We start from the raw sequence: 16539 nt of genomic DNA, 5'->3' as shown, positions 1-16539 counted from the left end.
GCTCATCAAGTCGAAGGTTTTACCTTCTGGAAGAAATCAGTGACGAACTTGCCGAAGGCTACTTTATGCTCACTTTCAAGCTTTGCCTTTTCGATTTCAACAGTTGTCTGATCCTTGGCAAGAATGTGATTCCTCTCAGTTCCGGATAGTTGTGCGACAATGACTTTCAGCATTGCATTATCCGCCGTACCGAGCGAAGCCTGAACAGCAATATGTCGAGCCTCAACATTGGTCAGCTCATTCTGAAAGTATTTGATCTCGGAAAGCCCAGCCTTGTATAGGCTCAAGAAAAAATAAGCGAACACCTCAATCAGCACGATTAGAGATAATCTTGGAAGGTAGTGTGAAATCAGACCGATTAAGTCGGTTGCCTTGTACGGCTCATAAAAAACAGTCACAGACAAAACAATCAGACCTAGAAGTGTAGTGGCCGCGCCAATCCCAAGATTTATACTACCTCTTCGACCGAGCGAGTCGATTTCCGCGAGCAGTCTTTTCCTGGAAATATCAAAGCTGTCATTAATCATGCCGGACTTGAAATTTGTGAAGGCCATGTCCCGCATGGTTTCTTGAAACTCTTGCGCTACTTCTTTTGAAGACTGATCCAGTAGTTTGGCCTTTAGAAGCTCTGCAGCTTTGTCCTTGGTAGACTGATCGAACTGAGAGCTCTGTGTCTTGAGCTTCTCTAGCTCACCGCGCAGGCTTAAAATCTCCCCCGAAACATCTGCATTTGAGGCTACTGACTCTGACTTTGAGTTGAGCTTCTCTAACTCGGCAGAAACTTCACTTTCAGACACCGGGCGAAATCCAGTTTGGAGATAATTGTACACGACTGAAAATACGGCCCAAGAGTAAAACAACCCACTCAGAAGCACTATTTGAAATCCACCATTTGCTTTCTGCTCTTCGTTCATGAAGAGAAGTCCCATCAGCACTATGGTTCCAAGGGAGCTAGGTAAGCCCATCATTATTTTTAGGAATCGACGCTTTCTTAGGGCAGACTCCACTGCATCTGAATACTTTTCGTCGAGAGTAATGGATTTCATTTTTCTAAGACTTTGCTCCGTGCTTTTTCTGTAATGGGTACTCAAACCATCGAATGATAGCCTATAGCCTCCATCGAGAACAGTAGGTGAGCCAGCACGACGCTGGAAGATTCACGCATGGGGGATAAGTCTGATAGCCAGTGCAGCTGAGGAGCAAAGCGCCGTATCGGATGAGGTCAGTCGAAACGTCGCAACCATCAGGGATGTGACTGAGCAACTGACCTTGCAATCAGACGAATCGGCACGTGTCAGTGGCTCACTCAATGAGCTAGCGAATCAACAGCAGCAACTGATGGCCAGCTTCAAGGTGTAATGAAGATGCCCGCATTAAGCGGGCATCAACATGATCCACGGGACATGATTTGCTGGCGCGTCAACTCATCCAATTTCCGCCGTCGACGTTGTAGCATTGCGCGACCACGTATTCGCTTGCAGACGTAGCAAGGAAGGTTGCCATTCCCACTACGCCCTCCGCTGTCGCTTACCTCTTGGCCAACCAGGCGCTTTTTGTCACCCATAGGCCCGTTCTTATAAGAGGTGGAAAAGCTGCTTGTTCCCCTAGGCGCAGGCTCAGCTATACCTCTAGCCTGCCCTTGCGAATGGAGTCCAAAATCTCAGGAATCTCATCGTAGCTTTCGTACCAAATTACATTGACACCAAGCTCCTTCAGCAATTCCTCATTGAGGCTGTGGTGTCTTTCAAGGAATCGGCTTAGAACTTCCCGGGATATCTTTAAAGTCTTCCCACGTTCCTCTTTGAGGAATTTTTCTTCGCTCAATCTGCGCATAAACGCAAAATGCTTCGGTCTCTCCAATGATTTCGCGCTTATTTCTAGGAGTCGGCGCAAATTTGGATCGGTCAATGAAAGTCCGATCAGCAGGCAAGACGTGTCCTTGAGGTTGCTCAGTTGCACGAGATTAGACCAGTGGTACGCTTCACCGTAAATGTGGTGATAGCCCTCTTCTGAGAATACCATCGTAGTGCGATCTAGGTTCACGTAGGCCGATCTGTCCTCTGGAAGAAAGCCATGTACATGGTACACCGGCAGCTCTTCTGCGCTTGGCGTCTCAAACTCTTCAAAAATGCTTCTAAAGCCAAGACCGCGATTGGTCAGGGCGCGCTCGATTAAGTCATCAAAGTTATAGGTGAGTATTGATCTGACTCTAGCGCCGGTGCGAGTAGGAGTGCAAAGCCCCGCAATGGAGCTAATCAAATTTGATTCAATATTACGACTCTCATCCCTAAGAGCATAGAGCTGCTTAGTAATTGCCTCTATGAAGCCATTCTGCTCCGAAGGAGAGCCCGATGCCATTCCCTTCCGGACATAGCGTGCTAACATAAGTGCAGATGGCCCATCTACGCTTCTTAGCCTCTGCACGATTAATGCAACCTGGTCTGTGTTGCTCTCACCTTCGCTTAAATTTTCGTCTGCAAGCATTGAAACAAAAAGAGAGTTCAGCAGCGTATCCCAGTCAGGTAAGCCCGCACTGCTTGAAACTCCAGCGCCCAACATCAAAGAAAAGCGCCCAGACTTATATTGCTCAGTTACAGCAGCAATGACAGACTTTCGCTCATCCTTCCAACCTTTGGAATCACGAGTGACCGCCATTTTGAATCTAATGGAGAGGAGGTTGTCAAGCAGCCTCTCAACTTCTATCTTGTGCTTATCGAGCAATTCCTGAATTTTCTCCATCCCCCAAAAATGTATTTGGTTGGGTAGAAAAATAAGATCCGCCGGCAAAGGTAGCGGCTTCTTACTCGACAATCTAGGCGCGACGATAAGCAGGTCGTAGTCGACTCTGGTTTTATGAACATCAAATATACTGATGATTTTCTTAAGCTTGCTTGAGTTTAACGAGTACGTAACCTCTATTCGCAGGGGGCGCGTAAGCTCACCGATGCCATTAGGGGCATACGCGTCCATAGGGGCGAACTTCTCGTCGGGCGTGACCACTGTTTGGCCATGACTGTCCGCCTCTAGCGCCAACAGCCTGATAAGAAATGTTTCAAGCAGATAGTATCCACCTGAGCCGTAAGAAGACAGCCGTTCCTCCAACCACTCCAAGTTCATAATCGCGCCCGCTAAGCCCTTGACCCTTCATTCTTCCTGATGACCTATCCATTCAGGAGTTCAGCAGGCATTTAGCCATTACTGGCGAAAAAAAACCACCCCACTGCATCCCATCCATACTGAATTCTGGATGCGACCTGCTGCGTCGTGTCTGGCTTCTCGAGCACCTGTCATGCCCAGAAAATGGGCTTCATCCAGTAGGTCAGGTGGCACGAATCGCCCCGCTCACAGAGCTTGCGAACTTACTTACCCTTGGTAGAGCACTAACCTCTGATTAGCATATGAGACTTTAAGGTAAGTAATTTACAAGACATCCCGAGCATCATAAATTACCTGCTTGGTTGCTTTGTTTAAGGAATACGCATGAACATTCTACTCATTAATGGTGCATCTAACTTTTCATCTTCCAAGGGTGAGCTAAATCGCTCGCTACACGCACTGGCAAGTGACTTGCTTGCAGAGCAGCATGCCAGCCTGGCTACATCGCCAACAAACAAATCGACCCGTTCGGCAAGCAGCATGCTGAGCAGGCTATCCACATCACCATGCTTGATGTTGACGAAGACCCCTGGAGTCGAACTCGTAAAATGGCTCAAAATCGGTCGCACTAACAACGCCGCGCCAGTAGGGCCCAGACCAACAGAAAGCTCTCCCGTGCCCTCCTCTTTCTGAGCTAGAGCGATATCTCTAACCAGCTCGTTCGCCTCAAAAACAATCCGCTTGGAACGCTCGACAAAGACCTTTCCGTAGGGGGTAAGAGCCACCTTGGCTCCACCGCGGTCAAAAAGGTTCACTCCCAGCTCAGCTTCAATCGATTGGATACTCCGGGACAAAGCGGGCTGACTCAGATGAACATCGGCACAGGCCCTGCTGAAATTCAGGTGCTCGGCCAAGGCCAACACATGCTGCATCTTCTTGATATTCATCCAGCCCGCTCATCCGCACTGCGATATTCGAGATGAACAAAATACTTCCGTTTGCATGCCTTCGGCTAGTATCGAGAGCAGAGCTGATGGCCTTGGAAAACAAAGCTCAATTGGGCTTTGCTTGTGGCGCTCACGTCACGGATGCAGATTCGTTCATACCCTTACTCCCCCCTAGATATTAATCTCGGTCAGGGACATCTAGGGTGACTACTAGGCCATCGCCATCGCTCGATCTCAGCTTCTCGTATTGGCCAATCGCATCCACGAGCATTTGGATAGCTGATCTAGCTACTCGAAGCGCCCTGAGCGCTTCGCCCCGGAATTCGTCGTAGCTATATCTCTCAATCTCATCCAGCTGCCTGGCCTTAGCAGGATCACCCAGACCGTGCAAAACCAAGAAGCGGTGCGTACCCGCATTTCTCAGCTCCTTCAACGGGCGCAACCTGCCGCTCAGAGCATCATAATCGTCCGCCAGTTCGGCCAAGCCATACAGAGAATGAACCCCTTTCTGAATCAACCGCTTTGTCTGATCTGCAAGGGGCCTACCATCCTTCGATGTTGAGCGCCAAAGCTTGCCAAAAGTAACGCTGCGAAAATTGTGGCCCAAATTGAAGTAGCTATTCGCAGTGACTGCAATCTTGTCCAAAAGGTCAAGGCTGGCCCTGTGTGCAAGGCTCAGCGCAGAGCTTGCTGGCCCGTAAACTGCTGAGTCTGACGTATCGGCGAAACGCCCTGTCGTAGGCCAATTACTGTCATCCATGGATCTCCATGCCAGATCTCGCGCAAGAATGAAGTCACTTTTCAGCTGATTGAACATTGAGAAAATTGGAGCTGGAGCAAGCGCACTGTTCGGCTCCTGCTCCCAAATTCCTGGTAGTACAAGCCAGTCAATCTTCTCTTGGTCGGGATCAATCAACGCAACCGATGGCGCTAGCGTCAGTCGTTCGCGCTCTACCCAAGACACAAACGGTTTGCTGTGCACCTGACGCGCGGGTGCTTCGGGCAGCGATCTAATCCAAGCCGCGATACTGTCTGCCGCCTGCAGCCCTGCATAGTCAATGATACGGTCTCGATTTGATTCAACAATGTTGGCGAGCGCTGACGCTTCGAACATAGCAAGGTCAGAGCACAATCCTTGACGGTAACAGCTCACGAGATAACGTATTGCACAAGCCGCCGCTACACCATTCCCAGGGTCTAGATGAAGAGCTGCCAATCTGGCGTCGTGGGCTTCACTGAGGCGGAAGCTTCCCTCCAGCTGATTAGCAAGATTTGCCCAACTCTGCGTGCGGATTGACTCGTCAGCCTCGGTGTTCTGAGCCACCTGCCAAAAATAGCCGCGAGCCTCGGCCCTTAACGCTTTGGTTGACTCCAAATGGTCGATCCAATGAGCATCATCACCGACGAATCCAACAGCGCTGATTATCGCGGTGGCCAAGTTGAATTTCACTGCCGGTGTCTCGTGCGATGCGTGAATCTCACGATACAGTGCGAGGCCCTCTTCAACAGCATCATGCGCTTTGCTTAGGACGCCTGCGTTTACCAGAACCGCAGCCTGGATAACCTTCAGATTTGGGCCTTGAGGCCCGTCAACGACAAGAATCCGTGCTTCTCTAATAGCTTCGCATGGGTTGTATTCCTCCAATCGGCTGAACCAAGCCGACAGCTCCTCGAACTCGATCCTTGTCACAGATGTAGACTCCAAAGCTTAGAGGTGACGGGGTAAAACCCGTTCGTGTTTAATTCAGGCTCGGCAGGAAAGCCGAGCTTCTGTCGCTCTGCATCTTGATATCTGAAGCACTCGCGTCTCCACGCACAGAAGGATATCGCAAGCAGATGCTACCTAAACTACAGAATCGATAGGCTAGTCACCTCACTGGCTCGCCGCCAACCAACGTAAGGCAGCCGGAGATTTGACTTGAGCAAAAACATTGCACCATTTGAATCACAACACCTTGAAGCTGCCTGTCGTGTCCTTGGGGATACGAATCGTGGTCTCACTGGCACACAGATTGGACATCTGCTCCAGGAGATAAAGGTGCCTGATGTCGATCCGCTTGGTAGCAAATGGAAGCGCCTGTTCAACGCGTTGGCCCTAAAGCAAAACGACGTGCAGGTAGGCAATCACCTGATCATGTTCATCAACCGAGCGATGAACCCTGTGAGCTATGCACGTGATCGCGACACGTTCGCCTGGCGCAAGGATGAATTAAACGTTGTGCTCGCTTTCTCCGGGTACTACATAAGGGAAGACGGTAAGGTCGGCAGCACTGAAAAAGCTGCCACTCTGGATGCTGCCCGTGCGCGTGTGGGTAGGCTGAAGGCTGCCCTGGAAGCACGGTGTGTCCATGAGTCAGTCATGACCTATTGCCGAGCTGAGCTACTCAACGAGAACTACTTTCATGCGGTATTTGAGGCAACGAAGGGAGTAGCAGACAGGATACGCGACCTGTCCGGCCTGGCAGGCGATGGTGCAGATCTGGTCACGAAAGCATTTATGGGCCCGGAGCCAAAGCTGATGCTAGGGCCGCTCACGACTGAGTCTGCCAAGAGTGAGCAGCGAGGATTTGCAAACCTGTTAATAGGGCTCTTTGGCGCAGTGCGTAACCCTCTCGCCCACGCCGCGAAGATCAACTGGCCTATGTCTGAGCAGGACGCACTAGACATCTTCAGTCTGGTCTCCTTGGTTCACCGCAAACTCGACAATGTCAGCAAGCCTTAACTGGCCTAGGAACACCCCGGTAGTTTGCTCACCTTAGACAGCGCAATGGGGCTCTACTCCTCCCCTGTGTGGAGTAAACTCTGAGGCTAGCAAAGCTGAGGTGGCCTGGATGCTGAAGGAAGAGCAAGTTAGAGAGCTGCTGGTCGAATGTGAGCGTCTCGTAGAGCAACCTCTGGTTCAGATTCGAGGAAATTTGACCAAATCGGAAAATCGCTCGGCCGCAATTTTCGAGCTACTTGCAATTCAGGCATTTGCTGCGCTTGGCAAGGTTGAGTACGAGCCGACCCACAACAGCCCTGACATCAGGCTAACCCTACCTGATGGAACCCAAGCCTGGGTTGAGGTTGCATTCCTTTATGACAAATTCTGGAAGCAAGAGCGTCAGTCACGCGAGTTGACCTTGGCGATGCGCAAACATGCCCAGACCCAAGATGTGGCCCCTGAAAAGATTTCTCTGAGATTTACCGGTGTGGCGACAGGTGCGGGCTATGAGCGTCGCCTGCCTGAGCAGCACGAGCTCAAGAAGTTTTTCAAGGGCGATTACATTAATGATTTTTTTGAACGAATCCAGAATGCGCCATTAGCACCCTTTACTGCCGAGCACCCCGATTTCAGTTTTCAAGCCTCCTATGTCCCATCAGCTACGTCCGCAAGCGGTGGCGGCGTGGTACAGGAAGCGCCTAAAGATCCGAGGCAGCACCAGCTGTACAAAATCATAAAGCGGAAAGCCAGCCAACACGCTGTTGAGGGCATGCGCATTGTTTGCGTAGGCTCTGATACCAGCAGAGCGCTGGCCCGCAGCTCCGCACCGGCAGTGGTTACCGCCGATCAGGCCGTACACCTAGCATTCAGCGAGACGAGCTCGGTGGGCTGTGTAATTACCGTGGAGATTAAGCACGTCTTCCAGACCTTCAGTCAGATGAAAAAACTCGCCCATCCCTGGCTGTACCTTAACTCCAGGGCTAAGGTGCCCATGAGCGCGGGTGTCGTAGGAGCTCTGCAGCAGCTTCATTTCAACCGCTGGAAATACTCATTTGAACTCAATCAATACCAGACACCTGACAAGGGTCTCGCAAGGAAGCTACTGGGGATTATCCGCATGACAACTGGAAACAATGGCATGAGCCTGGAAATTCCCTCTGCCTTGCTTGTTGAGGTTTTAGCTGGCCGGGAAAAGCTGCTGCAAGGAGAATCTGGCATGGATCCTATGCTCAAAAATTTTCTGTCCGGTGATTATCGCGTCGAAAATTGCTCTCTGATCCCTGCTGATGTACAGGCTGGTGAAGGCTCAAAGGTAAAGCTGGATTTTGTTCTCGACTTCGATGCTATTTTCGAGCGCTCGTCCAAATCAAAGTAAAACCCAAGAGCTCTCTAATCTGAGCGCTCTCTAAAGACAGGGCATCCTGTAGGACGCCCCTCGCACTCAGCTTTCCAACATCCAGTCGCCCCAGCAAGATTGGATACTTCCTTGGTGAGCGCTTGCAAAGCGTACCCAGCCTCCAGCTTTTATTCATCAGGAAGGCTCGCTTGCGCGAGACGATGTTGAAAGCTCTCGAGGAAAACAGACTCTGCCACGGTCATTTTTTGCTCGCGGTTCCAGAGCAAGTGCAAGTCCACATCGACGATTCCTTCATAGGGCGGCAGACGCCATAGCAAACCTTTCTCCATATCCTCATGGAGAAGGTGCTCAGGCATACAGCCAACCCCGTAGCCGGCGCACACCAGCCTCTGGACTTCCTCGACGCTAGGAGAGGAAGCAACGATGCGTCCGGTGAAACCATGTTGATCGCGGAACATTGCAAGCGGCGAAAGGTTACCCCCCAACTGGTCGCTTACAAAGCTCACAAAGTTTTCCCCACGCAGGGACTCGAGGGTCAAATCGCTACGCCCGAAAAGGCGATGTCGGACGCCGCAAAAGAACGCATAGCGCTGGTTGAGCAACAGACGCTGTTCTAGCCTGGGCTGGGGTATACGACACAGACCAACACCTGCAGTTGCGGTTTTCTGCAGCAACGAGCTGATGATGTCGGCGCTTCGCATGACATCAATCTCCAGCTCAACCCGTGGGTGAGTCTCGTGGAAATCACCGAGGAAATCGTCATAGACCCGCGACTGCACACGACTGACGCTCAGGATCCGCACCTTCCCGACGACCTCATCGCTCTCCTTTTCCACCGCCGCACCGATACGTGATACGTCGCCATAGATATCGATGGCGATACGCAGCACCTCTTCCCCCGCAGTCGTCAGGTCGAAGCGCGGGCCACCTCGCAGAATGAGGGCGCAGCCGAGCTGCTCCTCCAGACGTCTGAGCGCCTGGCTAACGGCTGACTGAGTCACGTGCAACCTTGCTGCAGCCCTGCTGATGCTGCCCTCTTGGCCAATCGCAAGATAGGTGCGCAGCAGGTTCCAGTCCAAGCGATCGTTCAGAAATCGACGGCCTTCCCATTTGTTGACCAATGCATCAGATCTTGATGTCGGTGGATTCATTTTCGACCCATTAGTAGCGCTGCTAATACGACGGATAAGAATTAGCAAATTGACTAATCATAGCCCCAAGGCGATAAATCTCGAAAGCGCCAAACAGAGCGCGACCGCTTAGCCAAACCTGCCCACCTGCCTATAACTCTAAGAAGGGCCTTGCATGCATACGTCAAACCAGCCGCGTCGTGCGGCGGCTGCCGCATTTGTCGGCACCACCATCGAGTTCTACGACTTCTACATCTACGCCACGGCGGCTGCACTCGTGCTGGGTCAGGTGTTCTTCCCAAGCAGCAACCCATTGCTCAGCACCTTGGCGGCATTCGGTACCTTCGCCGTGGGCTTTGTAGCCCGACCGATGGCAGGTATGGTCTTTGGCCATCTGGGCGACCGCCTGGGCCGTAAGAAAATGCTGCTGGTCACCATGGTTCTCATGGGCCTGGCCACTTCTGGCATCGGCCTGCTACCCAGCTACGCGAGTGCGGGTATCTGGGCCCCCATCGGACTGATTGCCCTGCGAATTGTCCAGGGGATCTCCGTCGGTGGTGAGTGGGGTGGTGCCGTCCTGATGGCCAGTGAGCATGCTCCGGCCAAGCGCAAAGTGTTCTACGCGTCATTCGCTCAGCTCGGTAGCCCAGCTGGCTTACTGCTTGCCCTTATTGCGTTTCGCCTGGTGTCCACCTTGGAGCCCGAGGAGTTTCTGAGCTGGGGTTGGCGCCTGCCTTTCCTGGCCAGTGGCGTGTTGATGCTGGTTGGTCTGGCGATCCGATTCGGCGTGGAAGAGAGCCCTGAGTTCCAAGCTGCCAAGGCTAAGCAAGAGGTTGTGAAATACCCGGTACTGGAAGTGGTGCGTGACTGCTGGAGGCAGATTCTCTTTTCCGCCCTTGCAGTAACCATCGGCTCCGCCGGCTTCTTCTTCACCAACACCTTCATGATCACCTACGTCACCACCTATCAGGGCATCCCTCGAGCAACCATCCTCGACTGCCTGTTCCTAGTCACCATTCTTCAGTTCCTGACCCAGCCACTCGCCGCGCTGCTCGCTGAGCGCATTGGCGAAGGCCGATTCCTCAAGCTAGTGGCATTGCTGTGCATGGCTGTGCCCTACCCGATGTTCATGCTGGTTGGCACGCAGAACCTGGTGCTGATGACAGCCGGTATCGCCATGGCAGTCGTAACCCTGTCGGCACTCTATGCGGTAATCGCCGGTTATATGACCCAGGCCTTCCCCGCTCACCTGCGTTACTCCGGGATCTCCCTGGCCTATCAGTTGATTTGCGCAATCGCTGGGGGCAGCACGCCGATCATCGGCACTTTGCTGGCCGACCGCTTCGCCGGCCAGTGGCTGCCACTCGCCGTGTTCTTTACCGCGCTCTCCACGCTTTCCTTGATCGGCGTCTGTGGTCTCTCTCGCCTGCGTGGCGAGCAGCAGCAACCCACTCCCGCCATCGCTCGTTAAATCAGGAGTTTTCATGAGCAAGCCGCACAACATAAGCGATGTCGAATGGCAGGCACGCTGCGAATTGGCCGCGCTTTACCGAATGGTGGCGCACTTCCGCATGACCGATTTGATCGACACCCACATCACCCTGCGTATTCCTGGGCCTGAGCATCACTTTCTGATCAACCAATACGGAGTTATCTTCGACCGGATGCGCGCCAGTGATCTGGTGCGGATCGACCAACATGGCGATGTGGTTGATCAGGCCTTTGGCGAACGTCGGGTGAACGCGGCTGGCTTCGTGATCCACTCGGCGATCCACATGGCACGTCCAGACATGCATTGTGTGATCCACACCCACACCGCAGCCGGCATCGCTGTATCGGCCCAGGAACATGGATTACTGCCGATCAGCCAGCATGCGCTGAAGTTCTACGGCAAGTTGGCCTATCACCAATACGAAGGCATCGCACTGTCCTTGGATGAACGTGAGCGCCTGATCGCCGACCTCGGCACCCACAAAGCGATGATCTTGCGGAACCACGGTCTGCTGGCCGGCGGCGCCAGTGTTGCCGAGGCCTTCCACGAGATTCACTTCCTGGAGCGCGCCTGCCAGGCGCAAGTACAGGCATTGGCCGGCGGCGGCAAGCTTATCTACCCCAGCGAAGAAGTTTGCCGCCACACCGCGGCCCAGTTCCAACGCGACGAGTCAGCGCAAATCATCAGCCTGAGCTGGAACGCCGCCCTGACCTTGATCGAACACCAACGCGAGTCGTACTGCTCATGAAGCCGCTGGTTTTGCTGTCAACCGACCAAGCACTCCTGGGCCAACTGCAGTCCGCCTTCGCTCGCAGCGCTCCCCAGCTACGCGTGGTGCTGGCCAACGATCCCGCTGCCCAGCAGGCACAGGTAGCCGCTTGCTGGTTCCCTCCCGTAGGCAGCCTCAGCGCATTACCCAACCTGAAGCTGATCCACTCGGTGGCTGCGGGTGTTGATCACCTGGCCAATGACCCGAGCCAGCCAGCATTGCCAGTGTGCAGAGTCGTAGACCCCGCTCACCGCCAAGGTATGGCGGAGTATGTCCGCTGGGCAGTCATCCACTACCACCGGGACTTCGACCGAGCAATTGCCCAACAGCAGCAACAGGTCTGGCAACGTCACCCTCAACGCCTCGCTGGTGAATACCGCGTCGGTGTCATGGGGCTAGGCTCCCTTGGAGGAGCCATTGCCGGCGAGTTGGCCGAGGCCGGATATGCAGTCCGAGGTTGGTCGCGGAGTGCCAGGCATCTGAACGGCGTGCGCACATTCGCGGGCCCTACGGAGTTCGATCAGTTCCTGGATGGTCTCGACCTGTTGATCAACCTGTTGCCATTGACCGATGCCACTCGCGGCATCCTCTGCCAGAAGACCTTTGAAGCCTTGGCGCCAAACGCGGCAGTGATCAACTGCGGGCGCGGGCAGCACCTGCAGGTGGATGACCTGGTCAACGCCGTCAACAGTGGCCGACTGCGCGGTGCGCTGCTCGATGTGTTCGAGAAAGAGCCGCTGCCATTGGACAGCCGCCTCTGGAGCACACCTGGAATCGTCGTCACACCCCACATGGCCTCATGCGCTTCCCACGACTGTATTGCCCAGCAAGTAGCCGAGAACGCTCGGCGTCTGGCCTGTGCTGAACCACTCCTGAACCAAGTAAACCCCGCGCTCGGATACTGATCCCACCGCCTGTTTGAGGATTCACATCATGCATACATGCAATGGCACACGGCTGTGGGACAGCCTCATGGATATGGCCAAGGTCGGCCCAACCGCCAAAGGCGGCAACTGTCGCTTGGCATTGTCGAATGAAGATCGAGATGGACGCGAGCTGTTTGCAAGCTGGTGCCGCAAGGCCGGCATGAGCATCCATGTCGATCCCATCGGCAACCTGTTCGCCCGCCTGCCGGGCCGCAATGACGCCCTGCCTCCTGTGGTCATGGGCAGCCATTTGGACACCCAACCAAAAGGCGGACGCTTCGACGGCATCTACGGCGTACTGGCCGGTCTGGAGGTGGTACGCAGCCTCCAGGACAAAGGCCTGCAGCTCGAGCGCCCACTGGAAATCGCGGTGTGGACTAACGAAGAAGGCGCTCGCTTCACTCCAGCCATGCTCGGCTCGGCCGTGTTCACGGGCGAGCTGTCCCTCGACCAAGCGCTGTCCAGCCGCGATGCTGAAGGCGTCAGCGTGGCCGAAGCGTTGGAACAAACCGGCTACGCAGGTGAGCTTCCGCTGGGCCGTGAGTTCGACGCGTACTTCGAAGCACACATTGAGCAAGGCCCAATCCTAGAGGACGCCGGCCTGCCTGTAGGGTTGGTCACGGGTGGGCAAGCGATCTGCTGGCTGGACATCGAGATCAGTGGCCAGGCCGCTCACGCAGGCACCACGCCAATGCCTCTGCGCCGCGACTCCTTGTTCGGCGTAGGGGAAATGATCACCGCACTGGAGCAACTGTCACGCGACTTCGCGCCCAAAGGTCTCGTTACCGTTGGCCAATTGCAGATCGCCCGCTCTTCCCGCAACACCATCCCTGGCCACGTGGCGTTTACCCTCGATCTTCGCCACCATGAAGATGCCGCCATCGCTGACATGGAAGCCAGCGCCCGGGCACTCATTGACCAGATCGCCACCAAGCGTGGCTTGGAAGTTCAGATCAACCGCCACTGGCTGAGCCCAGCCACGCCTTTCGACCCGGCCTGCATCGATACAGTACGCAAGGCCATCGAAGGCCTGGGCTATCCGTACCAGCCAATCGTCAGCGGCGCCGGCCATGACGCGATTCATCTCGCCCGCCACTGCCCGACCACCATGGTGTTCATCCCCTGCGTCGGCGGCCTGAGCCATAACGAAGCAGAAGACGCTTTGCCCAACGACGTGACCATGGGTTGTGACGTACTGCTCAACGCCGTGCTGACCCGCGCCGACAGACGATAACTAACCAGATAAACCCAGGCGCCCAGCCAATTCAAGAAAGCTGGGCCCACGGGAACGCTTTGCCCAAAAACAAGAAATAACCGCTCCGTCTTCAGCTGCCAAAAACAACGAGAACCCATCTTTCGGGAGAAAATGGCAATGACCAGTCCTGCGTACACCGAGGTTGCCAGCGCGCAACCACAACGCACCGCCGACATGAAAAAAGTCGCGGTTGCCAGTGTGATCGGCACCACTGTTGAGTGGTATGACCTATTCCTCTTCGCCACGGCCTCGGCCTTGGTATTCAACAAAATCTTCTTCCCAGGCTTTGATCCCCTGGTGGGCACGCTCCTCGCTTTCGGTACCTTTGCTTCAGCCTATGGCGCACGCATGATCGGGGCCGCGCTATTCGGCCACTTCGGCGACCGCCTGGGACGCAAATCGATGCTGCTCATCTCACTCCTGACCATGGGGGCAGCCACCTTCGCCATCGGCCTGTTGCCCAGCTACGAGTCGGTGGGCATCTGGGCGCCGATCATGTTGCTGACCCTACGCATCATCCAGGGCCTAGCTTTGGGTGGGGAATGGGGCGGTGCTGTGCTGATGGCCGTGGAGCACGCTCCTAAACATCAACGCGGCCTGTACGGATCGTGGGTTCAGATCGGCGTACCGGCGGGGACGATGCTGGCCAACCTCGTGTTCCTGATGTTCGCCACCACGCTGACCAACGAGCAGTTGCTGGATTGGGGCTGGCGTGTACCGTTCCTGCTCAGCGTTCTGCTGATCGCACTGGGCTTGTATATCCGCCTTAACATCCATGAAACGCCGTCGTTCAAAGCAGTAGAGAACAAGGGCACCCAGGTCAAAGTGCCGCTGTTCGAAGTGTTCCGCAAATATTGGAAGCAGGTTGTCCTGGGTGGCGTGGCGACCATGTCCACGGGCACCTCCTACAACCTGATCGTGGCCTTCGGCCTGACCTACGGCACTCAGACCTTGGGCTTCACACGTGGTGAAATGCTGACGGTGGTATTGGTTTCATGCACCGCCTGCATCGCCCTGCTGCCGTTTTTCGGAGCCCTGTCCGACAAGGTTGGCCGCAAGCCGATCATCATCGGCGGGATCATCGCTGAGGCACTTGTGGCCTTCCCGATGTTCTGGCTGATGGACACCAAAATCCTGGGCCTGGCGTTCGCCGGCTACCTGCTGATGATGACTGCATTCGCAGCTAACTACGGCCCGATTGCGACCTTCCTTGCCGAGCTGTTCGGCACCCGAGTGCGTTACTCAGGCCTGTCTATCAGCTACATGCTTTCAGGCCTGCTGGGTAGCGCCGCAACTCCCCTGGTGACTACCGCACTGCTGTCCTGGACGGGCAAAGGCTCTTCAATTGCCTGGTACATGGTCGCCTCAGCGGTTGTTTCTCTGATCGCGCTGCTGCTACTCACTGAGACCTTCAAACGGGATATCGACCAAGCACGGCAGTAATTCCGTGCTGTACCCCCAAGTTTCTCTCGCCAACCAGGCGAGTGTTTCCTACTTCCGTTTGAAGAGTTTCCAGATGAAAAAATACCTGATGAGTGCAGGCGTTTTCGCCTTGTCCCCCTTCGCTCAAGCCGATCTGGTGGGCGACAGCCATGCGAACCTTGGCCTGCGCAATTTTTACTTCAACAACGACTTTCGCGATCAGGCCGGCAGCCTCGGCCAGAGCAAAACCGAAGAGTGGGCACAGGCCTTCGTTCTCGACTTCAAATCCGGCTTCACCGATGGGCCAATTGGGGTCGGCCTAGATGCGTTGGGCTTAATGGGCGTGACGCTTGATAGCGGCGATGGTCGCCACCGGGGCAGCAGCATGATCCCCGACGACGGCAGTGGCGCGGCCCAACAGTGGAGTCGCCTGGGCCTGACACCAAAGCTGAAATTCGCCAACACCGAACTTCGATACGGCACTCTGATGCCCAAGCTGCCGGTGCTGACCTACAACGATGGTCGCCTGCTGCCCCAAACGTTCGAGGGGGCCCAGATCACCTCAACCGACCTCGATGGCCTGACCCTCACCGGCGGGCGCCTCAATCGAGCTACGGGCCGTGCCTCCAGTGATCGCACTGGATTGGCAGTAGCTGGCGGCACCCGTGAGAGCGACCAGTTCCTCTTCGCCGGTGGCGACTATCGGATCGGCAAACAACTCACGGCGCAATACTACGTTGCCAACCTTGAGGACTACTACACCCAGCACTTCGTAGGCCTCACCCACACGCTTCCACTCTCCGAAGGGCAATCGCTGCGGACTGATCTGCGCTTCTTCCGCACCTTCGCCGATGGAGCCAACGACTCTGCTGCAGGTCGCGCAAGTGGATACCGCGTGGGCGGGTACACCGAGGACGGTGACGGCAAAATCGATAACCACACCTGGAGCGCCGCACTGACCTACTCCATCCAGGGCCACGCGTTCATGGCCGGCTATCAAGAGGTGTCGGATGGAAGCAACTTCGTCCAGCCGAACCAGGGCTCCCTCAGCGGCAAGGGCGCAGGTGGTGCCAGTGTCTACCTCTACACCGACCGGATGCTCGCGAGCTTCAACCGAGCGGGCGAGCGTACCGCGTTCGCCCAGTACAGCTACGACTTCGCCGCTGCCGGCGTGCCTGGCCTGAAGTTCTCCCTGATGTACCTCAAGGGTGACGACATCCGCACCACCAGCGGAAATGACGCGAGTGAATGGGAGCGGGATATAGGCCTGGACTATGTCGTGCAGGACGGTGCGCTCAAAGGTCTCGGCCTGGCTTGGCGCCATGGGCTGCTGCACTCCGAGATCGACCCCAACCAGGAGCAGAACCGACTCATCGTCAGCTACACCCTGGCGCTTTTCTGATTTCTGACCAAGTGCTGCCGGCGAGCCGGCGGCACACCT

Annotated in this window: 13 protein-coding genes and 1 pseudogene; 9 read left to right on the top strand and 5 right to left on the bottom strand. The window is 55.2% G+C overall.

What is annotated here, in order from left to right; all coding sequences use genetic code 11:
* Positions 1 to 5: 5 nt before the first annotated feature.
* Positions 6 to 1046, bottom strand: coding sequence for a hypothetical protein (locus ACTYOL_RS13130; RefSeq protein ID WP_444758065.1), 1041 nt, complete (start codon positions 1044 to 1046; stop codon positions 6 to 8).
* Positions 1047 to 1179: 133 nt separating this feature from the next.
* Here ACTYOL_RS13130 and ACTYOL_RS13125 point away from each other — a divergent pair.
* Positions 1180 to 1359: pseudogene (locus ACTYOL_RS13125) on the top strand (hypothetical protein); the annotation flags it as partial.
* Positions 1360 to 1620: 261 nt separating this feature from the next.
* Here ACTYOL_RS13125 and ACTYOL_RS13120 read toward each other — a convergent pair.
* The 3 genes from ACTYOL_RS13120 to ACTYOL_RS13110 form a co-directional block, all read right to left on the bottom strand.
* A complete protein-coding gene (locus ACTYOL_RS13120) occupies positions 1621 to 3117 on the bottom strand; it encodes an SIR2 family protein (RefSeq protein WP_286099887.1) in 1497 nt (498 codons plus the stop codon).
* Between the two features lie 350 nt (positions 3118 to 3467).
* A complete protein-coding gene (locus ACTYOL_RS13115; protein ID WP_444758064.1) occupies positions 3468 to 4043 on the bottom strand; it encodes a LysR family transcriptional regulator in 576 nt (191 codons plus the stop codon).
* A gap of 178 nt (positions 4044 to 4221) precedes the next feature.
* Positions 4222 to 5493: an LA2681 family HEPN domain-containing protein gene (locus tag ACTYOL_RS13110; RefSeq protein ID WP_444758063.1), complete on the bottom strand. Its 1272-nt coding sequence runs from the start codon at positions 5491 to 5493 to the stop codon at positions 4222 to 4224.
* Between the two features lie 468 nt (positions 5494 to 5961).
* Between ACTYOL_RS13110 and ACTYOL_RS13105 the strand changes: the two genes are divergently transcribed.
* Positions 5962 to 6765: a TIGR02391 family protein gene (locus ACTYOL_RS13105; RefSeq protein WP_444758062.1), complete on the top strand. Its 804-nt coding sequence runs from the start codon at positions 5962 to 5964 to the stop codon at positions 6763 to 6765.
* A gap of 109 nt (positions 6766 to 6874) precedes the next feature.
* Positions 6875 to 8122, top strand: a complete 1248-nt coding sequence (locus ACTYOL_RS13100) for a hypothetical protein (protein WP_286099891.1) — start codon at positions 6875 to 6877, stop codon at positions 8120 to 8122.
* A 149-nt stretch (positions 8123 to 8271) separates the two neighbouring features.
* Here ACTYOL_RS13100 and ACTYOL_RS13095 read toward each other — a convergent pair whose 3' ends face one another.
* Entirely contained in the window at positions 8272 to 9255 is a 984-nt protein-coding gene (locus ACTYOL_RS13095; RefSeq protein WP_444758061.1) for a LysR family transcriptional regulator, read from the bottom strand.
* A gap of 154 nt (positions 9256 to 9409) precedes the next feature.
* Here ACTYOL_RS13095 and ACTYOL_RS13090 point away from each other — a divergent pair, with 154 nt between their 5' ends.
* The 6 genes from ACTYOL_RS13090 to ACTYOL_RS13065 all read left to right on the top strand — a co-directional run bounded on the left by ACTYOL_RS13090 (position 9410) and on the right by ACTYOL_RS13065 (position 16500).
* A complete protein-coding gene (locus ACTYOL_RS13090; protein WP_286099893.1) occupies positions 9410 to 10705 on the top strand; it encodes an MFS transporter in 1296 nt (431 codons plus the stop codon).
* Between the two features lie 13 nt (positions 10706 to 10718).
* Positions 10719 to 11474, top strand: a complete 756-nt coding sequence (locus ACTYOL_RS13085) for a class II aldolase/adducin family protein (protein WP_444758060.1) — start codon at positions 10719 to 10721, stop codon at positions 11472 to 11474.
* A complete protein-coding gene (locus tag ACTYOL_RS13080) occupies positions 11471 to 12400 on the top strand; it encodes a 2-hydroxyacid dehydrogenase (protein WP_286099895.1) in 930 nt (309 codons plus the stop codon). Before ACTYOL_RS13085 ends, ACTYOL_RS13080 begins: the two co-directional genes overlap by 4 nt.
* Before the next feature lie 28 nt (positions 12401 to 12428).
* Complete coding sequence (locus tag ACTYOL_RS13075) at positions 12429 to 13655, top strand: Zn-dependent hydrolase (protein WP_286099896.1); 1227 nt, start codon at positions 12429 to 12431, stop codon at positions 13653 to 13655.
* Between the two features lie 138 nt (positions 13656 to 13793).
* Positions 13794 to 15119 carry an MFS transporter gene (locus tag ACTYOL_RS13070; protein WP_444758059.1) on the top strand — a complete coding sequence of 442 codons (1326 nt, stop codon included), beginning with the start codon at positions 13794 to 13796 and terminating at the stop codon, positions 15117 to 15119.
* 73 nt (positions 15120 to 15192) lie between these two features.
* Positions 15193 to 16500: an OprD family porin gene (locus ACTYOL_RS13065; protein WP_444758058.1), complete on the top strand. Its 1308-nt coding sequence runs from the start codon at positions 15193 to 15195 to the stop codon at positions 16498 to 16500.
* Positions 16501 to 16539 lie beyond the last annotated feature (39 nt).

This window comes from Pseudomonas sp. A014 (genome assembly GCF_052378495.1).
Taxonomy (GTDB): domain Bacteria; phylum Pseudomonadota; class Gammaproteobacteria; order Pseudomonadales; family Pseudomonadaceae; genus Aquipseudomonas; species Aquipseudomonas machongensis.
This window is presented reverse-complemented; position numbering and strand designations above follow the sequence as displayed.

Bases quoted from the DNA above. Each gene is read 5' to 3' on its own strand.
- ACTYOL_RS13100 (WP_286099891.1), top strand. From the start codon at position 6,875: ATGCTGAAGGAAGAGCAAGTTAGAGAGCTGCTGGTCGAATGTGAGCGT.
- ACTYOL_RS13070 (WP_444758059.1), top strand. From the start codon at position 13,794: ATGACCAGTCCTGCGTACACCGAGGTTGCCAGCGCGCAACCACAACGC.
- ACTYOL_RS13095 (WP_444758061.1), bottom strand. From the start codon at position 9,255: ATGAATCCACCGACATCAAGATCTGATGCATTGGTCAACAAATGGGAA.
- ACTYOL_RS13065 (WP_444758058.1), top strand. From the start codon at position 15,193: ATGAAAAAATACCTGATGAGTGCAGGCGTTTTCGCCTTGTCCCCCTTC.
- ACTYOL_RS13080 (WP_286099895.1), top strand. From the start codon at position 11,471: ATGAAGCCGCTGGTTTTGCTGTCAACCGACCAAGCACTCCTGGGCCAA.
- ACTYOL_RS13090 (WP_286099893.1), top strand. From the start codon at position 9,410: ATGCATACGTCAAACCAGCCGCGTCGTGCGGCGGCTGCCGCATTTGTC.
- ACTYOL_RS13130 (WP_444758065.1), bottom strand. From the start codon at position 1,046: ATGAAATCCATTACTCTCGACGAAAAGTATTCAGATGCAGTGGAGTCT.
- ACTYOL_RS13120 (WP_286099887.1), bottom strand. From the start codon at position 3,117: ATGAACTTGGAGTGGTTGGAGGAACGGCTGTCTTCTTACGGCTCAGGT.
- ACTYOL_RS13115 (WP_444758064.1), bottom strand. From the start codon at position 4,043: ATGAATATCAAGAAGATGCAGCATGTGTTGGCCTTGGCCGAGCACCTG.
- ACTYOL_RS13085 (WP_444758060.1), top strand. From the start codon at position 10,719: ATGAGCAAGCCGCACAACATAAGCGATGTCGAATGGCAGGCACGCTGC.
- ACTYOL_RS13075 (WP_286099896.1), top strand. From the start codon at position 12,429: ATGCATACATGCAATGGCACACGGCTGTGGGACAGCCTCATGGATATG.